Here is a 20,053-nt window from a genome sequence, read left to right as displayed (position 1 = left end):
CCAATTTAATCGGCGATTCTTGTCACCTGCGTGATATTCGGAAGGTTTTTCAATTCGTCCATCACTTCTTTGTCCACATTTTGATCTACTTCGATGACCATCAATGCCATATGTCCGCGTTCTTTTCGGGATACTTCCATGTGGCCAATATTAATATCGTATTTGTACAAGCAGTTCGCAACATTCGCGATGCAGCCTGAACGGTCTTCATGGACAACTAAAATCGCTGGGTGGTTCCCCGATAAACGAAGCGGAAAGCCATTCAACTCTGTAATTTCAATTTTGCCGCCGCCAATCGAGATGCCCATCATCGACATTTCAGATTCTTGGTCTCCAATGACGATACGTGCTGTATTTGGATGATCGACATGGCCTGTCTCCGGAATAAATTCATAAGACATTCCTGCTTTTTCTGCTTCTTCAAACGAGGTTTTGATGCGTTCGTCAAAGGTGTCATAATCTAATAACCCACCAATAATGGCCACATCCGTACTGTGCCCTTTATAAGTTTCGGCAAACGATCCATAGAGATGGACCTTTGCCCATTGCGGCTGTCTGCCAAACAAATCCCTCGCCACTCTTCCGATGCGGGCTGCTCCCGCAGTATGCGAAGAAGATGGCCCAATCATGACCGGACCAATTATATCAAAAACAGATTTGAACTTCATGGCTCAAACCCCTCACTTTCGGTTGTATATAGCTTTAGTTTACATGACTTTGGCATATTAAACAAAAATAAAAAAAGCGCATACATCCGTATGCGCTCCGGTTTACTATCCTCTTCCTGAGTGAAATAAACTTCCTATTCGACGGCGATTATATATGGATACAAAGGCTGTTTGCCATTGTGGATTTCAACTTCAACTTCACTATTCAGCGATTCGATAAACTTACCCAGTTTTTCAGCATCTGCCGCGGTCACGTCTTCTCCGAAAAGGATCGTAACGATTTCAGCTTCGCTGTCGACCAGTTTTTTAGCCAGCTCTTCTGTAACTGCATCTAAACTGCTATCGGAAACAATAATCTTCCCTTCAGAAATGCCCATGAAATCGTCTTTCTTGATGGTTACGCCATCAATCGATGTGTCACGAACCGCAAATGTCACAGATCCTGATTTCACGTGTTTGGATGCATTCGCCATCGCTGACTGATTGTCTTCCAAAGAAGCACTTGGATTAAAGGCAAGCAATGCCGACATACCTTGAGGCACATCTTTTGTCGGAACGACTGCCGCTTCAATATCCAACAGTTCAGCTGCCTGTTCGGCTGCCATGATGATGTTTTTGTTATTTGGCAAAATTAGCACGCGTTCGGCGCCAATTGATTTCACCGCGTTGACAATGTCTTCTGTCGACGGGTTCATTGTTTGTCCGCCTTCAATGACGTAAGAAGCACCGATGCTGCGGAGCAACTCTGCAATTCCCTCACCCATTGCCACTGTCACTACGGCATAAGGATGTACAGTTTCCTGTTTTGGCGCATTTTTCTGGAAATCTTCGCCTACAATATCAATGTGCTGCTGGCGCATATTTTCTATTTTCATGCTGATCAAGCTTCCGTACTCCTGACCGTATGTAAGTACTTTTCCCGGATCTTCCGAATGGATATGGATTTTCGCAATTTCATCATCTGAGATGACCAATAGCGAATCGCCGTAAGCACTCAAATCAGAACGGAACAAAGCCTCGTTAAACTCTTTTTTGTCTTTTTCAAACTTCACCATGAATTCGGTGCAATAGCCAAACTCAATATCAGCCGTATCCATAAAGCTGGCAATATTTTTATGGTGCTCAGCGCTGACAAGATCGGTCATTGTGTTATGTGCGTGTTTTGCAGGCAATTCTTCGCCTTTCAGCGAAGCCAGGAATCCCTCGTAAACGTAAACGAGACCTTGTCCACCGCTGTCGACAACGCCTACTTCTTTCAAGACAGGCAATAAGTCTGGTGTCCGTTCCAAAGAAGCTTGAGCTTCCGTGACAACAGCTTCAAACCAAACAATAATATCTTTTTCAGTTTTTGAAACTTCCATGCCTTTAGCCGCCGCATCTTTTGCAACGGTCAAAATCGTTCCTTCTACTGGTTTCATAACGGCCTTGTAAGCTGTTTCAACACCGTGCTGAAGTGCTTCCGCAAACTTAAGCGCTGTCAATTCCGATTCTGATGCAATGTATTTGCCAAAGCCCCGGAAAAGCTGTGAAAGAATAACACCGGAATTTCCGCGCGCGCCCATCAATAGCCCTTTCGATAAAGCACTCGCTGTTTTACCGATATGCTCTTCTGCCTGAGCTGTTGTTTCTTTTGCTCCAGAAGTCATCGATAAATTCATATTCGTTCCCGTATCGCCATCCGGCACCGGGAAAACATTTAATGCATCAACATAATCCGCATTTTGAAAAAGGTGATGAGATCCCATCTCTACCATTTCCGCGAACTTTACTCCATTTAATGACTTCATAACTGACTCTTCCTCCTCCTACGGGTTCGTTACACGAACTCCTTGGACAAAAATATTTACCGCTTTTACTGACATGCCTAATGTTTTGTTAATCGTGTATTTTACTTTGGACTGGACCTGATAAGCCACTTCGGAAATTTTTGTTCCATAGCTGATGATGACATACATATCCACAACCAAATCATCATCTTCCTGACGCACAAGAACTCCTTTAGCAAAATTTTCTTTGCGAAGTATATCTGTTAAGCCGTCACGTATTTGATGTTTTGTTGCCATACCTACAATGCCGTAACATTCAATGGCTGCACCGCCTGCTATTTGGGCAATTACATCATTGGAAATATCGATTTGACCGTATTCGTTCTTTAATTCAATCGACATTGAAATTCCTCCTCGAGTCCTATTTCACTCTTATCATTCTACCTTAAAGGCTTATAGAAGAAAAGCAACCGTTTTGGGGTGTAAAGGTTTTTTTCTTTAAAGACCTCTAAATTTAGTTGCAAACGTGATATGTCTGTGGTAAATTATTAAAGTATGTGAAACGAAAAACGAACTGAAATTCTATCATAATTTTCAGCTTCACTTGTGAGGAGGGACTTACATGCCTAAAGTATGTGCAGTTAGTGGACGTAAAGCTCGCGCCGGAAATGCCCGTTCGCACGCAATGAATTCGTCAAAACGTACATGGGGAGCAAACCTTCAAAAAGTTCGCATCCTTGTAGACGGTAAACCGAAACGTGTATGGGTTTCTGCAAGAGCAATGAAATCAGGAAAAGTTGAGCGCGTATAATCGCTCATCGATAATGCCGGTGCTGATCTAATCAGCCTGGCATTTTTTCGTTGTGTAAGCTATTTTTAACGCTCGCTCTTTCATTAAAACTGGTTAAAGCCTAAACAGCTTTACTCCGCAACAATTAAAACAGGCAGCGAAAAGGATCTCCTTTTCGCTGCCTGTTTGATTTTCTAAAACTTTATGCATCCGAGCTTTCCACCATCAGGCAATAGCCGCTTTGGATTGTCACACTTCCTCGGCCCATTAGCTCGTTGCTGATGAACCGGGTCGTGCCGAATGGAACAGCTTCATTTGTTACGGGGTATTTAAAGCCAGTCAGCGTTAAGCCGCTGATTTCTTCCGCAAACGGGTAAAACGATACATAGCGGTACTGTTCATCCTTAACCAGTTGATGCGTACCAGGCTTTAAAAAACGGATCCGATTTTGGCTATTCAGTAACAGGAAGCCTGTTGCTGGAAAGTTTTGCTGATACGTGAACATGGTGTGCAAAGCACTCATGTAGTGGTCCAGTCTTCCGCCTGTGACACCGGTGAGTATGACCAGATCGGGCCGATGCGCCATTGCGCTCTCAAGCCCCAACTCCGTATCAGACTGGTCTTTTTCAGATGGCGAACGTTCCAAGCCAGGCAATGCTGCACGAATTTTCTTATAATCCTCTTCTGTCACCGAATCAAAGTCCCCCACAGCGGCGGCAGGCTGAATGCCCTTTTCAAGCAATACCAGCGTTCCGGCATCAATGCCAATATACAAAGCTTCCGGAAAGTGAGAGAAATCCGGCAGTTCGCCTGCCGGGCCTCCTGCGATTAAAATGACGTTCACGAAATCGCCTCTTCTCCCGCTTTCCTGATTGCCTGAAGAGCTTGCGCCCGATCTTGTTTGCTGTAGATGGCTGAACCGGCGACAAAGACTGTCGCTCCTGCTTCTGCACATGCAACGATCGTTTCTTCGTTAATGCCTCCATCAATTTCAATTTCAATGGACAGCCCTTTTTCTTTGATGATGCCAGCAAGCTGTTTGACTTTCGGCACCACGGAATGAATAAATTTCTGACCGCCAAATCCAGGATTGACCGTCATGAACAATACCAAATCGATATCTTCCAATATGTGCTGGATGGTTTCGATCGGCGTATGTGGATTCAAGACAACACCCGGCTTGACGCCAAATGATCTGATTAACTGAATGGTACGATGAAGGTGTGGACAAGCTTCTACATGCACAGTAATGTAATCAGCGCCTGCTTTGGAAAATTCTTCAATGTACTGATCTGGATTCTCGATCATCAAATGGATATCCATTGGCAATTTGGTCAAGGGCCGGATTGCATTCAAGACAATCGGTCCAAAGGAAATATTCGGAACGAAATGGCCGTCCATAATATCTACATGAATCCAATCAGCCCCTGCTTTTTCCACTTCTAACACTTCTTCTCCAAGCTTTGCAAAATCTGCTGCAAGAATAGACGGTGCAATTTTAATCATTTGAATACCTCGGCTTTCGGCTCATGATTTCTTCCAAAAACTTCAAATAGTTTTTGTAGCGATAATCTGGTATTTCTTTTGCCTCAACGGCCGCTTTAATGGCACATTTAGGTTCGTTCATGTGCAGGCATTCTCGGAATTTACAGGCGTTGGAACGCGCAGCAAATTCTGGGAAACACGCGGACAACTCTTCGCGTTCCATGGTCTCGAAATCAAACGAACTAAATCCTGGCGTGTCCGCCAGCAGTCCGTTGTTGACGGCGATCAGTTCAACATGCCGCGTCGTATGCTTGCCTCGGTTCAGCGCTTTGGAAATATCGTCTGTCTTTAACTCCAGTGATGGCAAGATAGTATTCAGCAATGTTGATTTCCCAACACCAGACTGCCCTGCCAAAACGCTGATTTTGCCTTCAAGCACAGGCATCAAACGATCTTTTAAAGCAGGATCGTCAATGTAGGTTGGAATCACTTCATAGCCGATTTTTTCATAATCCGCAATAAAGTGTTGAATTTTTTCTTTTTCCGATTCTTTTAACAGATCCATTTTCGTCAGGCAAATGATCGGTTGAATCGAGTTGGATTCGATGGCGGTTAAAAAACGATCCAGTAGTAAGGGGTGAAAGTCCGGCTGCTTGGCTGAAAACACAAGAATTGCCTGGTCCACATTGGTAATCGGTGGACGCACCAATTCGTTTTTGCGTTCGTAGACATGCAGAATTGTTCCTTCCAGATCATTATCTGCTTTGTAATCGACATAATCGCCAACCAGCGGCGTTATTTGGCGATTGCGGAAAACTCCACGCCCGCGGCACTGGATATAGCGCTTGCCATCTTCATCCAGTACATAATAAAATCCACTCAACGCTTTTCTGATTTGACCTTTCGGCATCTTTTCACTCCTTCTGTCATTGTTTATTCTACGTTTGAGTACTCAAAAGTTTCTTCCAGTATAATTGTGGAATCACGGACTATGCGATAGGATGCACTTTCACCTTCTGCAATTTGCAGTTCGATACGCTGAGACCGATCTTCAGTAATTGTAAACTCCTCAGTCGGATCGACCATTGTCCGGGAATCATCCTGAATGTAGACTTGGACTGTCTGTTCAACAGGTTCTTCACCTTCTGCAGCAGGTTCTGCAGGTTCATACGGAATTTCTACCGTATGAATATACGTCTTCATCGGCTGCTCTGCAACGCCAGCTGACAAAGTGACTTCAATAGTACTGCCAGCTACAAGCTGTTCTCCTGCAGCAGGGGTTTGAGACAAGACCTTGCCGGACTCGACTTCATCGGACGCCTGTTCTGAAACAATGCGGATATTAAAACCAGAAGAGCGAGCATAATCGTTGAGATTTTCTTCTGTAAAGCCAGCCAAATCTTCTACTTCGCGCAGATCTTCACCTTTACTGACGATAAATTCTACATCCGTTTCACTGATAATCACATTTTCTCCAGCTAACGGTTCCTGGCTGAGAATCGTACCAACCGGTTCTTCAGAAAACTCTTCAGTTGGCGTCACCGAAGCAAAATTCTCTTCTGCTAATGCTTCTGTTGCTTCTTCAATCGTGCTCCCGACAAAATCATCCATCTCAGCCATTTCCTTGCCTAGACTGACAAATAGTTGAATTTCCGTTTCACGGTCCCTCATTTTCCCAGCTTCCGGAATGGTCCGGATAATATGGTCTGCCTCGACCTGCTCCGAGTATTCTTCAGTTTCTTCACCTGCCACAAAACCAGCTGCCTGAAGCTCTTCAAGCGCTTCGTTGTGCTCCATTTCCGAAACATCCGGTACAGCAATTTGCCTCGGTTCGAACAGACCTGGAAATGCAATTGCGAGAATCAGTCCGCCAATCAGCAAAAATGCCAGTATACCCAGAATCCATGGCCACTTCTTTTTCTTTTTTTCAGGAGTTTTTTTCGTTTCTTTTTTCTCCTTGTTCAGGGGCAATGGCATGGTTTTTGTCTCTGCAGCGCTCGTGTATGCAGCCGCATCTTTGATAGCCGGCATAGCACGTGTTTCATCCTGGTCAACTGGCACCACGAATTTGGGTTCATTCAACCGTTCCGGCAATAACACCGTCTCTAGGTCTGCCTCCATTTCATCAGCAGACTGGTAGCGGTGCTGAATGTTTTTGGCCGTCGCTTTTAACACAACATTCTCCAGGCTTTGCGGCAAATCGGGAACGGTTTCACGCAAAGAAGGTGTTTCTGTCTGCAGATGTTTTAAGGCAATTGATACCGCCGATTCACCTGAAAACGGCAACTTTCCTGTAATCAATTCGTACATAACAATGCCAAGGGAATAAATATCGGATTTTTTATTGGCCATCCCGCCGCGTGCTTGTTCAGGCGATAAGTAATGGACGGTTCCAAGTACCGAGTTGGTTTGGGTATAAGATGTTGCGCTTAATGCCATCGCAATGCCAAAATCGGATATTTTCACATTGCCTTCCGGATCCATCAAAATGTTTTGCGGTTTGATGTCACGGTGAACAATTTGATTGTGGTGGGCATGAGCCAAAGCCGATGCCAATTGTTTCATAATCTCAACCGCTCGTTCAGGAGATACCGGTGAATGTTCGATTATGTAATCCTTTAAGGTTTTTCCTGCCACGTATTCCATGACCAAATAATGTACAGATCCGTCTTCGCCCACATCAAAGATATTGACAATGTTCGGATGCGCCAGACTGGTCGTAGACAATGCTTCTCGTTGAAAGCGCCTGCGCAGCTCTTCCTCATTAGAAAAGTCGTAGCGCAAAATTTTGATGGCGATATCCCGATCCAAAATCATGTCATGCGCCAAATACACATTGGACATTCCGCCGCCGCCAATCAACTTCTTGATCTTGTAGCGGCCATTGATGCTTTTGCCAATCAGCATGGTTACACCTCCTCATCCATAGAGGACAGAAGAACGAATGAAATATTGTCTTCTCCTCCACGATCGTTGGCCAAGGTTACCAGCTCCTGGCCTTTTTGAGACAAAGGGGCAGTGGCGCGAACGATGGAAGCGAGTTCTTCTTTCGGAATTTTATTGCTTAAGCCATCTGAACAAATCAGCAGATAAGAAGAACCCGCAATTGAAAAGTGGATCAACTCTCTTTCGATATCGGCTTCAGTGCCAAGCGCACGGACGATCCAGTTTTTCTTTGGATGCTCTTCCGCTTCTTCCTGGCTGATTTCTCCGCTGTCCACCAGCACATTGACGTAGGAATGATCGCGTGTAATCTGTTCGATGCTCTCGTTTATCAGGTATGCACGGCTATCGCCGATATGGCATAAAATGCCTTCATCGCCTTCAAGCAATGCCGCGATTAAGGTAGTGCCCATCCCTTTGCATTCCAAATGTGCCATGGAATGGTCGTATACTGACCGGTTGATCAGCTGAACACGATCAGAAAGCCATTTTTTCTTATTGTCGAGTGTTGAAAAGGCCTCTTCCCCGTCTTCCAAAAAATAGCGGCTCAGCTGATCGGTGGTCATTTTGCTGGCAACATCCCCAGCTTTATGGCCGCCCATTCCATCTGCTACGAGGGCCAGAATCAGTCCGTCTGGACGCTTTAAAACAGCTACGCTATCTTCGTTCACTTCACGGATTTTGCCTGTATCACTTTCTACTACGTATTGGAACAAATCATGACACCCCGATTCTCGTCTTTGCCTGCATCAAACTGTTGCGGTCTTTTCGGATTTTCTAAAAGCAGCGATGAAAAAGCCGTCGCTTCCATAATCCTGCGGAAATACTTGGACAAAACCTGTATGTTTAATGCCCATCGCTTGCGGCAATGCGGCTTGAATTTTCTCCATCTCTGGATGTTCTTTGAGGAACCGCTCTGCTGTGCCGCGGTTTTCGACAGCATCCACTGTACAGGTGCTGTAGACCAAAATGCCATCTTGCTTCAGTAAACGAGCGGCTTGGTCTAACAATTCAATTTGAATTTCCTGCAAGCGGGCGAAATCCTCTTCTTTTTTGGTGTATTTAATGTCGGGCTTTCGCTTGATAACACCCAGTCCGCTGCAAGGCGCATCCACTAGAATGCGGTCAAATTTCTCTTCACCAAAGCGTTCGACGCTTTGCTTGCCGTCTCCAACTACCGTTTCAATAACTGTATGACCAAGCCGCTTCGCTGTTTCATCAATCAACTTGACTTTATGCTGATGCAAATCAAGCGCATACAAAGTTCCGCTATTGTTCATTTTTTCAGCAATGTGCGTGGTTTTTCCACCTGGTGCTGCGCACATGTCCAGTACCGTCATTTCCGGCTCGACTTGCAGTGCGTAGGCAGGAAGCATCGAGCTCTCGTCTTGAATGGTAATAAAACCTTTTTCAAACGTTGCTGTTCTTGCAGGCTGGCCATTTGTGACAATCAAACATTCAGGAATCAATTTACTTGGTACAGCTTCCAGCTCTTCGGACTCGAGCATTTCAATGACTTCTTCAACTGTTGCCCGGGCTGTGTTGACGCGTACTGTCTGTGACGGCGTCTTGTTGTTTTCCAACGCCATTTCACGCGTTTTTTCCAAACCGAACTGTTCTGCCCATCGTTTGATCATCCAGATCGGATGGCTGGTTTCAATGGAGATTTTTTCATATGGATCGCTGATTGTGTTAAAAGAGCGTACCCCATTTCGCTGAACGGAACGCAATACGCCGTTGACGACAGAAGCTACTCCTCCGTGGCCGCGGCGCTTAGCGATTTCTACCGCTTCGTGAACAACTGCATGCGCGGGAATCCGGTCCAGGTAGACGATCTGATACAGCGACAATCTCAGCAAGGTTTTAACCCATGGCTCGATTTTGCCTTTCAAATAAGGTTCTAAATAATAATCCAGCGTCATTTGATGCTGCAATGTGCCGTAGGTGATTTCTGTCAACAAGCCTCTATTTTTTGCTGCGATGCCATAGCTTTCAATCGTTTGGTGAAGCAAGAGGTTGCTATAAGCTTGTTTGTTTTCCACTGCCCACAAAATGGAGAATGCGGCATCGCGGACATTGCCTTGAAGTTTTTTGTTTTTCATTCGAATAAATCTCCTGCCTGGATTTTAGGTCCTTTTAAATACTCTTTTGCGGTCATGCGCTTTTTGCCGGATGGCTGCAGTTCGGTGATGGCCAAAACGCCATCGCCGGTCTGCACCAAAATCGAATCATCCGTCAGTCCGACCACTTGGCCGGACTTGCTCTTGGCATTCGACGAAGTTTTTTCGGTCCACCAAACTTTCATATTGGCGCCGTTGAACGTCGTGTACGCAACAGGCCACGGATGCAACCCGCGCACTTGATTGTAAATTGCGGCGGCTGGCTTTGACCAATCAATGCGTTCTTGTTCACGCGAGATATTTCGAGCATAAGTAACAGCCTCTTCGTCTTGTGGCATGCGTTCGTTCGTACCTGCAATAATAAGAGGCAAAGTTGTTTTCAAAAGGTCGCGTCCAGCAATGCTCAATTTCTCAAACATGCTGCCGGTGTGGTCTTGCTCTTCGATCGGCACCGTGACTTGCGAGATGATATCCCCTGCATCCAACCGGTCCACCATATACATAATGGTGACACCCGTTTCCGTTTTGCCATCGATAATGGCTTGATGGATCGGTGCGCCTCCACGGTAATCCGGCAAGAGCGAAGCGTGGACGTTGATGGCGCCCAGTTTAGGTGATTCCAGTACTTCACTTGGCAAAATTTGTCCAAAAGCTGCCGTGACAATCAAATCGGCTTCCAAATCAAGGACGTGCTGAAGCTCTTCCGGGTTTTTCAGTTTTTCCGGCTGGTACACTGGCAAGCCGAGGCGCATCGCCTCTTCTTTGACCGGCGTCGGCGTCAGTATTTTTTTGCGGCCCACTGGGCGGTCTGGCTGCGTCACAACGGAAATGACGTTATAGCCTTCTTCGACAAGCATGCGCAAGATTGGTGCCGAAAAGGCAGGTGTTCCCATAAATACAATTTTGGTCAAACCTGTTCCTCCTCTTCTTCCTGCTGGCGGATCATTTCGTCCAATTCTTCCTGCGTCACATATTTCGTGATTTTGCTGGTAAACAAGATGCCGTCCAAATGATCCATTTCATGTTGAATGGCGCGGGCTTCGTAGCCTTCCGCTTCCAATTCATACCAGGAACCGTCGCGTTCTTGCGCTTTGATCTTGATGTGGTCCCAGCGCTCCACTTCACCAAAAATTCCAGGGAAGCTCAAGCAGCCTTCAATATCGGTTTCAGCGCCTTCAAAAAGCACCAATTCCGGATTGATCAGTTCAATCGGATCTTGGCCTTCCCGGAAATCGACGATGGCTGCACGGACAGCAACCCCCACTTGGGGCGCGGCAATGCCGACGCCATCTGATTCAACCATTGTGTCATGCATATCGTCCAAAAGAACCGCTAAGTTCTTATCAAAAGTCGTGACGGGCAAACATTTTTTCTCCAATACTTCGTTCGGGTGCTTTACTACTGTTCGAATTGACATATTCGTTTCCTCTTTTCTGTTACATGACCGATGTCGGATTCATATCAATCGACAGCGTCGCGCCTTTTTTCAGCCACTCCGTGCGATGGATTTTGATCAGTTGCTGCATCGTATCGGTCAGTTTCGGTTCTTTTTTGTATTTTATCAAACATTGATAGCGATATCTATTGTTGACACGGGCAATGAGCGAAGCTGAAGGCCCGATAATCAAGGTGTTTGGAGACAATTGGCTTTTCAAATAACGGACTGTTTGATCCGCGTATTCGGCAACTGTCATCAAATCTTCATGCGTAAATTGAATATTGACAACGTAATAGTACGGCGGATAGCCGCTTGCTCTGCGCATAGCCATTTCCTGTTCATAAAATGGCTCATACAATTGGTCTTTGGCTAGTGTAATGGCGTAATGTTCCGGTGTATACGACTGAACAAATACCATCCCTGGAAGAACGTCTCTTCCTGCACGCCCGCTGACTTGCGTTAGGAGCTGATAGGTTTTTTCTGCGGCTCGAAAATCAGGCAGATGAAGCGTCGTATCTGCTGACAAGACGCCCACCAAGGTGATGTTCGGGAAATCCAGGCCTTTGGCGATCATTTGAGTACCCAACAGGATATCGGCCTTGCCTTCACCAAAAGCGGAAAGGATTTTTTCATGTGCGCCTTTGTTGCGTGTCGTGTCGACGTCCATTCGCAACACGCGAGCTTCCGGCACCACTTTCGCTAATTCTTCTTCGACTTTTTGTGTACCGGTTCCGAAAAAGCGGATATGCTCACTTTCACATTCCGGACAAGTAGTCGGGACACGTTCGTCATAGCCGCAATAATGGCATTTCATTGTTTCGCTGGAGCGGTGGTAGGTCAGTGAAATATCACAGTTTGGACATTGCATGACCGTTCCACAATCACGGCACAAAACAAACGATGAATAGCCCCGCTTGTTGAGAAACAGCACGGTTTGCTGTTTTTTCTCCAAGCGGTCGCGGATGGCATCCGCCAATTGCACCGAGAACATGGACCGATTGCCATTCCGCAACTCTTCCCGCATGTCAACAATCTGAACATCCGGTAAGGGCTGATTTTTCGCGCGTTTTTCCAGCACCAGCAATTCGTAGACGCCTTTTTGAGCTCGTGCATAGGATTCGAGTGATGGCGTCGCGCTGCCCAAAATCACTGGGCAATTGTGGTATTCGCTGCGCCATATCGCCATATCGCGGGCGTGATAGCGCGGCGAATCGTCTTGCTTATAGCTCGATTCATGCTCCTCATCTAGGATGATTAAGCCCAAATTCTGAAATGGGGCAAAGATGGCTGAACGCGCACCAACGACAACTTTTACTTCTGCCCGTTGGATTTTTCGCCATTCGTCGTATTTCTCGCCAGCCGACAATCCGCTATGCAAAACGGCAACCTGATCGCCAAAACGTTCTTTAAAACGAATGGTCATTTGCGGTGTCAGTGAAATTTCCGGCACCAGCATGATTGCTTCTTTGCCTTGTTTCAGAACTCGATCGATTGTCTGCAAGTAAATTTCCGTTTTTCCGCTCCCTGTTATGCCGTGCAGCAAGAAAGTTTTCGGTGTATTTAACGCATTTTCAATCGAATCAAAAGCAAGTTGCTGCGCACCTGTCAGTTGCAGGGAAGATTTTTGTTCAATTGCTGTCAATAGCTTCGGATCCCGGTAAGATTCCATGTTGGAAATCTCAGCTGCTCCTTTTTCCACCAAACTGTAGATGGTGGGCAGTGACACATTTGCTTCTTTTTGAAGTTGGGAAGACTCAATTGAACGTCCTGCATGTTTCAGGAAATACTCCATCAATTTTAGCTGTTGTTTGGCATTAGCACGGATATCTAAGGATTCCAACTGCTCCGTGCTGTCAGCAATATGAATCATCCGCACTTTTTTTACAGATGTCTGCTGCTGAATATCAGTATCAGCCAAGATTGTGCCTTTTTCCATTTCCTTCTTCAACAGAGCGTATACATCAACTGCTTCCTGTAGGCGGATAAATGGACGATTTTCAAAATAAGGGCGCAATGGGGCAGCAATTTCATCAAGTCCTGCATTCAGCACAAAGCGTTTTTCATATTTTGCACGCAATGCGGCCGGGACCATAACCTGCAGTGCATCAATTTCAAAGCAAACGGTTTGCTGTTTCATCCATTGGGCCATTTTCAACAATTCTTCATTTAATACCGGAACAACATCCATCAATTCGTGAATCGGCTTCAGGCGTTTTGGGTCAAACTCTGAAGTTTCTTTGATTTTGGTAATAAAACCAAGCACTTTACGGTTTCCAAACGGTACTTTTACACGCATCCCTGGTCCAGCCAGTACTTCCACATTTTTTGGAATGGCGTAATCAAAAGGGCGGTCAATCGGGTGTGCTGCAACGTCCACAATTACTTCAGCTATCATGCGGCTCTTCCTTATCCGTAATCAATTCGAGCAATTGGCGGGCGAGTTGCTGTTTGGGCATCATCTCAAAAGCCTGCTCAAAGCCGTTTTTCCCGAAAACAGTCACCCGGTTGGTATCCGATTCAAAGCCTGCTTGTGCTTCAGTTACATCATTGGCGATAATGTAATCCGCGTTTTTGCGTTCCAGCTTTTCTTTGGCGTATTGTCCGACATCATTGGTTTCAGCCGCAAAACCGATCAATACTTGGCCTTTTTTCTGTTCGCCTAAATGCTGTAAGATATCGACTGTCCGTTCGAGAACAATGGTCGATCCACCTTCTTGTTTTTTCATTTTCTTGTCAGCTACCGTTTTGGGTCTATAGTCGGCAACGGCTGCCGTTTTGATGACATAATTTGCTGTATCATAATGTGCTTCGACCGCTCGCAGCATGTCTTCTGCGCTTTCCACAACAATTCGGGTAACACCGCTTGGAACCGGCAGCGACACGGGACCGCTAATCAAAATTGTTTCAGCGCCCATCTCGGCTGCTGCACCCGCCATCGCGTAGCCCATTTTGCCGCTTGAGAAATTAGTCAAGAAACGGACCGGGTCAATTCGTTCGCGTGTGGGGCCAGCTGTGACCACAACTTTTTTCCCTGCCAGTTTGTGCTCACGAGAAAAATAATCTTTAACCAGCTCCGTGATCTTCTCCGGTTCTTCCAATCGGCCTTTGCCAACATAGCCGCAAGCCAGGAAGCCCTCAGACGGTTCAATAAAGCGAATGCCATCTTCATGGAGCTGTTGAATATTGCGTTTCACTGCTGGATGGTCATACATATGGACATTCATTGCCGGCGCAATCCAAATAGGGGCAGTCGCTGCAAGCAAAGTTGTGGTCACCATATCATCGCCGATGCCACCTGCCAGTTTGCCGATGACATTGGCAGTTCCCGGCGCAACAATAATCAGGTCTGCCCAATCTGCAAGGTCGATATGGGCGATGACAGAAGAATCCTTTTCATCAAAAGTATCTGTGTAAACATCGTTTCTGGACATGACTTGAAACGTCAAGGGCTGCACAAATTGCTGCGCCGATTGCGTCATGATCACTTTTACAGTGGCGCCAGCCTGAGATAGCTTGCTGACAAGTGCAACCGCTTTATAGACGGCGATTCCTCCGCTGACACATAGTAGAATTTTACGATTCTCCAACAACTCAAACACCCTTTCTAAACAACAAACTCCCAAAGAACAAATTTGCTCTGGGAGTCGTCTGTTGCGATTAATGGTTAAATTTCGTCTTCGTATACGGCAAATTCATCTTGTTTTTCCTGAGTCAATGCGCCGGCTGCTACTTCTTCAAGCGCTTTTCCGACTGATTTAGTGGAAACGTATGAATCCAATTTTTCATCACCATGTTCGTGCAGTTGGCGGGCACGTTTAGAAGCAAGTGCCACCAGCGAGTATTTTGAATCAATTCGGCTTTTTAGTTTATCAACGGATGGGTATAACATCAGACATTCTCCTTTAGCATATCAAAATATCGTTTTTCAACACGTTCACGCTTGCAATGTTCTGCAATGATAATGGCATTGATTCGGTCACAGGCATTTTCAACTTCATCGTTTTCAACTACATAATCGTACAAGTTCATCATTTCCAGCTCTTGGCGTGCGGCTTGCAGACGGGAAGCAATTACTTCGTCCGACTCAGTCCCACGGCCGACCAGCCGCTCTTCCAACTCCGATAAACTTGGTGGTGCCAAGAAAATGAACAGGCCATCCGGAACTTTCGAACGGACCTGTGCAGCGCCCTGCACCTCAATTTCCAGGAACACATCGCGTCCTGCATCGCGCATTTTGTTGACATACGCAAGCGGCGTGCCGTAGTAATTCCCGACAAATTCCGCGTATTCAAGCAGCTGATCCTGTTCGATCAGCTCCTCAAATTCGTTCCGGGTTTTGAAGAAATAATCCACTTCATCAACTTCCCCTTCCCGCGGCGACCGGGTCGTCATCGAGATGGAGTATTCGTAATTTGTATCCGGCTGTGAGAACAGCTCTTTTCGTACCGTGCCTTTTCCAACACCCGAAGGCCCTGATAGGACTATCAGCAGTCCACGTTGGTTTCTCATTTTATCCCTCATTTGCCTCGTCATCATTTTCTTCCAACTCAAAGAGCTGCGCTTTTGCATAAGAACGCAGAACAAACCGGACTTTAACTCGATTTGGCTGAACGTTTCTTCCGATGCATCGGCCGGCACCCCTGGCTGAACATTTCCCAATCAGCTGCTCTGCTGGTGCAGAATTCGGTATAGCGGCTGCCGTTATCCGGCTGAACAAAATCACATTTGCTAGCCCTAAACGTAAATCGAACTGTTTCCACCAAACTCTTACCAGTCATTTACTACTGATTCGTATTCTTCGTTTTCTAACTAACTGTCTTATTATATCATAATACACCGAGAAAATGATAAGATGGAACAAAACGATTTGAAAGAGGGATATTTAATGGCATTTGATGGATTATTTACAAAATCGATGACTGGCGAACTTCAACAGTTGGTCACCGGCAGGATTTCAAAAGTTCATCAGCCCAACCAGCTTGAACTGCTTCTCCATATACGTGCTCAAGGAAAAAACCATAAGTTATTAATCTCAATTCACCCGTCGTATTCACGGATTCATTTGACGGCAGCAGCAAACGTCAACCCTTCAGAACCGCCGATGTTTTGCATGCTGCTGCGCAAGCATATTGAGGGCGGCGTCATCACCGAGATTTCGCAATACGGAATGGACCGCCTCATCATGCTGAAAATCAAAGCAAAAAATGAAATCGGCGATGACATCGAACGCGAACTGCACGTTGAAATGATGGGACGGCATTCAAATGTCATCCTGGTTGATGCCGAACGGACGATGATTCTCGACAGCCTCAAGCATTTGCCGCCGAGCGTCAACTCATTCCGAACAATTCTTCCTGGACAGCCTTATATCTTCCCGCCTTCCCAGGAGAAAAAGGATCCGTTCGAGGCAATCAATGAATTGGCTCAAACAGACGCTAAGGAAATCGTTGGCGAATTCTCCGGATTTTCTCCATTGAACGCTCGTGAACTTGCATTCCGTCTGGAGTCAGCTGATAAAAAAACTGAAATTGCTCAGTCATTTTTAGAAGATTTCCAAAGGGCGCAGCCGACTGGCTATTATGTTGAACACGAAGGAAAAAGTTTCTTCTCGGCGACTCCTTTGACACACATTGCAGAAGAAGGACTGGAGTTTTCGACCCTTGGCGAATTGCTCGACCGGATGTATTACGCCAAAGCCGAACGCGACCGTGTAAAACAGCAGGCTGGCGATTTGGAAAGATGGCTGCAAAATGAAATTTCCAAACTGAAGCTGAAGCTGAAAAAACTAAAAAAAGAACAGGATCAGGCAGAAAAACGCGATCTCCTTCAATTAAATGGCGAATTGATCATGGCCAACCTTCACCGCATTACCAAAGGCATGAAGGAAATTGAAGTTGACAATTATTACAACGATGAAAAAGTGACGATCACATTAGATCCTCGCAAAACGCCGATTGACAACTCGCAGCGCTATTACTCGCGCTACCAGAAAGCGAAGACCGCTGTTGTAAAAACCCAAGAACAAATCGACAAAACCGAGGAAGATATCGAGTATTTCGAGACTTTGATGTCACAGGTTCAACAGGCGGGCATTTCCGATATCGAGGAAATCCGTGAAGAACTGGCTGAGCAAGGATTTATGAAAGCACAGAAGTCGAAGAAAAAGAAAAAACCGACCAAGCCTTCTGTGGAACCTTATATTTCCTCTACCGGCACGCCCATTTCTGTCGGCAAAAACAACAAACAGAACGATTATGTGACCTTTAAAGTGGCCGCAAAATCTGATACGTGGCTGCATACGAAAGACATTCCAGGCTCCCACGTCATCATTCATGACAATGATCCCGACGAAACGACCATACTTGAGGCAGCTACGATTGCGGCTTACTTTAGCAAGGCTCGCGAGTCGTCTTCTGTTCCCGTTGACTACACCGAAGTTCGGCAAGTAAAAAAACCAAATGGTTCAAAGCCAGGATTTGTTATTTATTTCGAACAGAAAACGGTATTTGTGACGCCCGATGAAGAACTTGTCATTAAATTGAAGAAATAATTTTAGAAACCGGAAAGCAAAGAGCTTTCCGGTTTTTTGTTGATAAAGCAGATGCGATTGAGAAAACCAAAAATACGATAATGATGATCCCTAAACTGATACCTCCAAGAAGATTACATAATATTAATATGCAGATAATTAGTCTTGCATGCAAGTTGAGTTCTACCCATTGCCCTGTTCACCAGTAAATGCTATGTTCTTAAAGGACTTTATTTTAAGGGGGATTTACATATGTATACATATTTTACAAAGAACAAAATAATGATAGCTAACGGAGCTATCGCACTGGCGTTGCTAGCAGGATGCGGCAATGAAGAAAGCGAAACTGAGGAAACAACTACAGCTTGGGATGAAATTCAAGAACAAGGTTCAATGACTGTTGCCACTTCAGGAACTTTGCTCGCAACTTCTTTCCGTGATGAAGATTCTGATGAACTGACGGGCTTTGAAGTAGAAGTGGTGCGGGAACTTGGTGAACGATTAGAGTTGGAAATCGAGTTTACAGAACTTGGATTTGATGAAATGCTGACCAGCGTCAATACAGGCCAAATTGACATGGCCGCAAATGATATTGAAATAACTGAAGACCGCGCAGAAGAGTTTATTTTTTCCACACCAATTAAACATTCTTACGGCACAGCGGTTGTCCGAAAAGATGACTTGTCCGGAATTTCAACCTTGGAAGACTTGGAAGGTAAAAAAGCAGCTGGTGCATCTACATCTATTTTCATGGAAATCGCACGTGATTACGGCGCAGAAGAAGTGACTTATGACAATGCCACAAACGAAGTTTATTTGCGGGACGTTTCAATCGGACGCACCGATGTCATTCTGAATGATTACTATTTATCAACATTCGGTGTTGCAGCTTTTCCTGAGCTGAATATCACCATCCATCCTGATATCAAGTATGCACCTTCAGAGGTTGGCCTTGTGATGAATAAAGACAATACCGAACTTGCTGACAATGTGAACAGCGAATTGGAAGAAATGCTTGAAGATGGTACGATCACTCGTATTTCCGAAGAGTTTTTTGGTGGTGCCGATGTCTCCATTAAACCTGATATTGAAGAAAACTAAGGAGGTCGTCTAATGAATGACATTGAATGGGGACTGCTGTTTGACCCCACACTAGCGATCGAATCCTTGCCCTATGTACTGGGAGGCATCGGCTATACTTTACTGATATCTGTCTTTAGTATGGTCATGGGGTTGATCATAGGCTTTTTCCTATCCCTTGCCCGTACATCCCGATTGCAAATTTTGCAATTTCCAGCACGCCTCTATATTTCCTTCATGCGCGGCGTACCAATCTTGGTTATTCTTTTTCTGCTGTACTTTGCTTTGCCGGTCATTGGCATCGAGTTCACTGCTGTCCAAGCCGCGTTGATCGGGTTCACCATTAACAGCGCTGCTTATATTGCTGAAGTTTTTCGCTCATCCTTGGCTTCTGTTGATAAAGGACAATGGGAATCATCGACTGCACTTGGACTAACCTATTGGCAGACCATGCGCCGCATCATTCTCCCTCAATCGGTTCGAATTGCAGTGCCGCCCTTATCAAATGTCTACCTGGACTTGATCAAAGCTTCTTCTTTAGCGGCGATGATTACCGTTCCGGAGATTTTCCAAAAAGCGCGCGTTGTTGGCGCACGCGAATATGATTTGCTGACTATGCTGATTTTAGTTGCATTGGTCTACTGGGCCATTTGCTCTGCAATGACCATTTTGCAAAACTACCTTGAAAAACGCTACGCAGATTATCTATAAAAAACATCCGGAAAAAATCTTTCCGGATGTTTTTTCCTTTATTCGGATATTTCTTCAGGCATATAAAGAACTTCCCACATATGGCCATCCAAGTCTTTAAAGCTCCGCACATACATGGATTCATCGTCCATTTTTCCGCTGGCTTTTTGGCCACCTGCCTTTAATGCATTGTTTACCAGTTCATCTACATCCGCTTTGCTAGTGGCAGAGATGGCGGTTATGACTTCTGCACTGTGTACCGTATCGGTAATTTCTCTTTTTGAGAAACTTTTGAAATAATCCTCTGTAAGCAGCATCACATAAATTGTCGGACCGATAATCAGACAAGCCGCATTTTGATCCGTCATCTCTTCTTCAAATTCAAATCCAATTTCTTCAAAAAAAGTTTTGGAACGCTCCACATTCTTCACCGGCAAATTGACAAAAATATGGCTTGATTGGATACCCACAATTCCGCCTCCTTTTTCTGGTTATCTACATTATTCGTCGAAAAATGAACGTTTCCTGCATATCAAAAAAAGAT

Annotated in this window: 21 protein-coding genes; 4 read left to right on the top strand and 17 right to left on the bottom strand. The window is 45.4% G+C overall.

Features of this window, described 5'->3' with window-relative positions; translation table 11 throughout:
• Positions 1–5 precede the first annotated feature (5 nt).
• The 3 genes from sdaAB to AC4EHK_RS06070 all read right to left on the bottom strand — a co-directional run bounded on the left by sdaAB (position 6) and on the right by AC4EHK_RS06070 (position 2,836).
• On the bottom strand, positions 6–668 hold the full coding sequence (gene sdaAB / locus AC4EHK_RS06080; RefSeq protein ID WP_490977881.1) for an L-serine ammonia-lyase, iron-sulfur-dependent subunit beta: 663 nt from the start codon (positions 666–668) through the stop codon (positions 6–8).
• Between the two features lie 134 nt (positions 669–802).
• Positions 803–2,455, bottom strand: a complete 1,653-nt coding sequence (locus tag AC4EHK_RS06075; RefSeq protein WP_490977880.1) for a DAK2 domain-containing protein — start codon at positions 2,453–2,455, stop codon at positions 803–805.
• A gap of 18 nt (positions 2,456–2,473) precedes the next feature.
• Positions 2,474–2,836: an Asp23/Gls24 family envelope stress response protein gene (locus AC4EHK_RS06070; RefSeq protein WP_142826588.1), complete on the bottom strand. Its 363-nt coding sequence runs from the start codon at positions 2,834–2,836 to the stop codon at positions 2,474–2,476.
• Between the two features lie 220 nt (positions 2,837–3,056).
• Here AC4EHK_RS06070 and rpmB point away from each other — a divergent pair, with 220 nt between their 5' ends.
• Positions 3,057–3,245: a 50S ribosomal protein L28 gene (gene rpmB / locus AC4EHK_RS06065; RefSeq protein WP_490977879.1), complete on the top strand. Its 189-nt coding sequence runs from the start codon at positions 3,057–3,059 to the stop codon at positions 3,243–3,245.
• Positions 3,246–3,426: 181 nt separating this feature from the next.
• Here rpmB and AC4EHK_RS06060 read toward each other — a convergent pair whose 3' ends face one another.
• The 13 genes from AC4EHK_RS06060 to AC4EHK_RS06000 form a co-directional block, all read right to left on the bottom strand.
• Positions 3,427–4,068: a thiamine diphosphokinase gene (locus AC4EHK_RS06060; RefSeq protein WP_490977878.1), complete on the bottom strand. Its 642-nt coding sequence runs from the start codon at positions 4,066–4,068 to the stop codon at positions 3,427–3,429.
• Positions 4,065–4,730 carry a ribulose-phosphate 3-epimerase gene (gene rpe, locus AC4EHK_RS06055; protein ID WP_490977877.1) on the bottom strand — a complete coding sequence of 222 codons (666 nt, stop codon included), beginning with the start codon at positions 4,728–4,730 and terminating at the stop codon, positions 4,065–4,067. The genes AC4EHK_RS06060 and rpe overlap by 4 nt, the downstream gene beginning before the upstream one ends.
• Positions 4,723–5,619, bottom strand: a complete 897-nt coding sequence (rsgA, locus tag AC4EHK_RS06050; protein ID WP_490977876.1) for a ribosome small subunit-dependent GTPase A — start codon at positions 5,617–5,619, stop codon at positions 4,723–4,725. Before rsgA ends, rpe begins: the two co-directional genes overlap by 8 nt.
• 23 nt (positions 5,620–5,642) lie before the next feature.
• Positions 5,643–7,616, bottom strand: a complete 1,974-nt coding sequence (gene pknB, locus AC4EHK_RS06045) for a Stk1 family PASTA domain-containing Ser/Thr kinase (RefSeq protein ID WP_490977875.1) — start codon at positions 7,614–7,616, stop codon at positions 5,643–5,645.
• Between the two features lie 2 nt (positions 7,617–7,618).
• Positions 7,619–8,368: a Stp1/IreP family PP2C-type Ser/Thr phosphatase gene (locus tag AC4EHK_RS06040; protein WP_490977874.1), complete on the bottom strand. Its 750-nt coding sequence runs from the start codon at positions 8,366–8,368 to the stop codon at positions 7,619–7,621.
• 33 nt (positions 8,369–8,401) lie between these two features.
• Entirely contained in the window at positions 8,402–9,754 is a 1,353-nt protein-coding gene (rsmB, locus tag AC4EHK_RS06035; RefSeq protein ID WP_490977873.1) for a 16S rRNA (cytosine(967)-C(5))-methyltransferase RsmB, read from the bottom strand.
• Positions 9,751–10,683 (bottom strand): methionyl-tRNA formyltransferase, encoded by a 933-nt coding sequence (gene fmt / locus AC4EHK_RS06030; protein WP_490977872.1) that lies wholly within the window; start codon positions 10,681–10,683, stop codon positions 9,751–9,753. Before fmt ends, rsmB begins: the two co-directional genes overlap by 4 nt.
• Complete coding sequence (gene def / locus AC4EHK_RS06025; protein WP_490977871.1) at positions 10,680–11,189, bottom strand: peptide deformylase; 510 nt, start codon at positions 11,187–11,189, stop codon at positions 10,680–10,682. The genes fmt and def overlap by 4 nt, the downstream gene beginning before the upstream one ends.
• Positions 11,190–11,208: 19 nt before the next feature.
• Positions 11,209–13,605, bottom strand: a complete 2,397-nt coding sequence (priA, locus tag AC4EHK_RS06020; protein WP_490977870.1) for a primosomal protein N' — start codon at positions 13,603–13,605, stop codon at positions 11,209–11,211.
• Positions 13,595–14,800, bottom strand: a complete 1,206-nt coding sequence (gene coaBC / locus AC4EHK_RS06015; RefSeq protein ID WP_490977869.1) for a bifunctional phosphopantothenoylcysteine decarboxylase/phosphopantothenate--cysteine ligase CoaBC — start codon at positions 14,798–14,800, stop codon at positions 13,595–13,597. The genes priA and coaBC overlap by 11 nt, the downstream gene beginning before the upstream one ends.
• A gap of 74 nt (positions 14,801–14,874) precedes the next feature.
• A complete protein-coding gene (rpoZ, locus tag AC4EHK_RS06010) occupies positions 14,875–15,099 on the bottom strand; it encodes a DNA-directed RNA polymerase subunit omega (protein ID WP_142826599.1) in 225 nt (74 codons plus the stop codon).
• Entirely contained in the window at positions 15,099–15,719 is a 621-nt protein-coding gene (gmk, locus tag AC4EHK_RS06005) for a guanylate kinase (RefSeq protein WP_490977868.1), read from the bottom strand. Before gmk ends, rpoZ begins: the two co-directional genes overlap by 1 nt.
• Position 15,720: 1 nt before the next feature.
• A complete protein-coding gene (locus tag AC4EHK_RS06000) occupies positions 15,721–15,933 on the bottom strand; it encodes a hypothetical protein (protein WP_490977867.1) in 213 nt (70 codons plus the stop codon).
• A gap of 162 nt (positions 15,934–16,095) precedes the next feature.
• On the opposite strand from AC4EHK_RS06000, the gene AC4EHK_RS05995 reads away from it, so the two are divergent.
• From AC4EHK_RS05995 to AC4EHK_RS05985, 3 genes are all read left to right on the top strand, one after another.
• Complete coding sequence (locus tag AC4EHK_RS05995; RefSeq protein ID WP_490977866.1) at positions 16,096–17,760, top strand: Rqc2 family fibronectin-binding protein; 1,665 nt, start codon at positions 16,096–16,098, stop codon at positions 17,758–17,760.
• A gap of 231 nt (positions 17,761–17,991) precedes the next feature.
• Positions 17,992–18,840 carry a transporter substrate-binding domain-containing protein gene (locus tag AC4EHK_RS05990; RefSeq protein WP_490977865.1) on the top strand — a complete coding sequence of 283 codons (849 nt, stop codon included), beginning with the start codon at positions 17,992–17,994 and terminating at the stop codon, positions 18,838–18,840.
• 12 nt (positions 18,841–18,852) lie between these two features.
• Positions 18,853–19,530 carry an amino acid ABC transporter permease gene (locus tag AC4EHK_RS05985; RefSeq protein WP_490977864.1) on the top strand — a complete coding sequence of 226 codons (678 nt, stop codon included), beginning with the start codon at positions 18,853–18,855 and terminating at the stop codon, positions 19,528–19,530.
• Between the two features lie 38 nt (positions 19,531–19,568).
• Here AC4EHK_RS05985 and AC4EHK_RS05980 read toward each other — a convergent pair whose 3' ends face one another.
• Positions 19,569–19,979, bottom strand: a complete 411-nt coding sequence (locus AC4EHK_RS05980; protein WP_490977863.1) for a VOC family protein — start codon at positions 19,977–19,979, stop codon at positions 19,569–19,571.
• Between the last annotated feature and the right edge of the window lie 74 nt (positions 19,980–20,053).

Source organism: Planococcus sp. TJ-307 (genome assembly GCF_058268435.1).
The sequence above is the reverse complement of the archived record's forward strand: the minus strand, read 5'-3'. Positions and strand labels throughout refer to the sequence as shown.

Bases quoted from the DNA above. Each gene is read 5' to 3' on its own strand.
- rpoZ (WP_142826599.1), bottom strand. From the start codon at position 15,099: ATGTTATACCCATCCGTTGATAAACTAAAAAGCCGAATTGATTCAAAA.
- rpmB (WP_490977879.1), top strand. From the start codon at position 3,057: ATGCCTAAAGTATGTGCAGTTAGTGGACGTAAAGCTCGCGCCGGAAAT.
- rsgA (WP_490977876.1), bottom strand. From the start codon at position 5,619: ATGCCGAAAGGTCAAATCAGAAAAGCGTTGAGTGGATTTTATTATGTA.
- rsmB (WP_490977873.1), bottom strand. From the start codon at position 9,754: ATGAAAAACAAAAAACTTCAAGGCAATGTCCGCGATGCCGCATTCTCC.
- AC4EHK_RS05985 (WP_490977864.1), top strand. From the start codon at position 18,853: ATGAATGACATTGAATGGGGACTGCTGTTTGACCCCACACTAGCGATC.
- AC4EHK_RS05990 (WP_490977865.1), top strand. From the start codon at position 17,992: ATGTATACATATTTTACAAAGAACAAAATAATGATAGCTAACGGAGCT.
- gmk (WP_490977868.1), bottom strand. From the start codon at position 15,719: ATGAGAAACCAACGTGGACTGCTGATAGTCCTATCAGGGCCTTCGGGT.
- AC4EHK_RS06075 (WP_490977880.1), bottom strand. From the start codon at position 2,455: ATGAAGTCATTAAATGGAGTAAAGTTCGCGGAAATGGTAGAGATGGGA.
- pknB (WP_490977875.1), bottom strand. From the start codon at position 7,616: ATGCTGATTGGCAAAAGCATCAATGGCCGCTACAAGATCAAGAAGTTG.
- AC4EHK_RS06070 (WP_142826588.1), bottom strand. From the start codon at position 2,836: ATGTCGATTGAATTAAAGAACGAATACGGTCAAATCGATATTTCCAAT.
- priA (WP_490977870.1), bottom strand. From the start codon at position 13,605: ATGATAGCTGAAGTAATTGTGGACGTTGCAGCACACCCGATTGACCGC.
- def (WP_490977871.1), bottom strand. From the start codon at position 11,189: ATGTCAATTCGAACAGTAGTAAAGCACCCGAACGAAGTATTGGAGAAA.
- AC4EHK_RS05995 (WP_490977866.1), top strand. From the start codon at position 16,096: ATGGCATTTGATGGATTATTTACAAAATCGATGACTGGCGAACTTCAA.
- sdaAB (WP_490977881.1), bottom strand. From the start codon at position 668: ATGAAGTTCAAATCTGTTTTTGATATAATTGGTCCGGTCATGATTGGG.
- rpe (WP_490977877.1), bottom strand. From the start codon at position 4,730: ATGATTAAAATTGCACCGTCTATTCTTGCAGCAGATTTTGCAAAGCTT.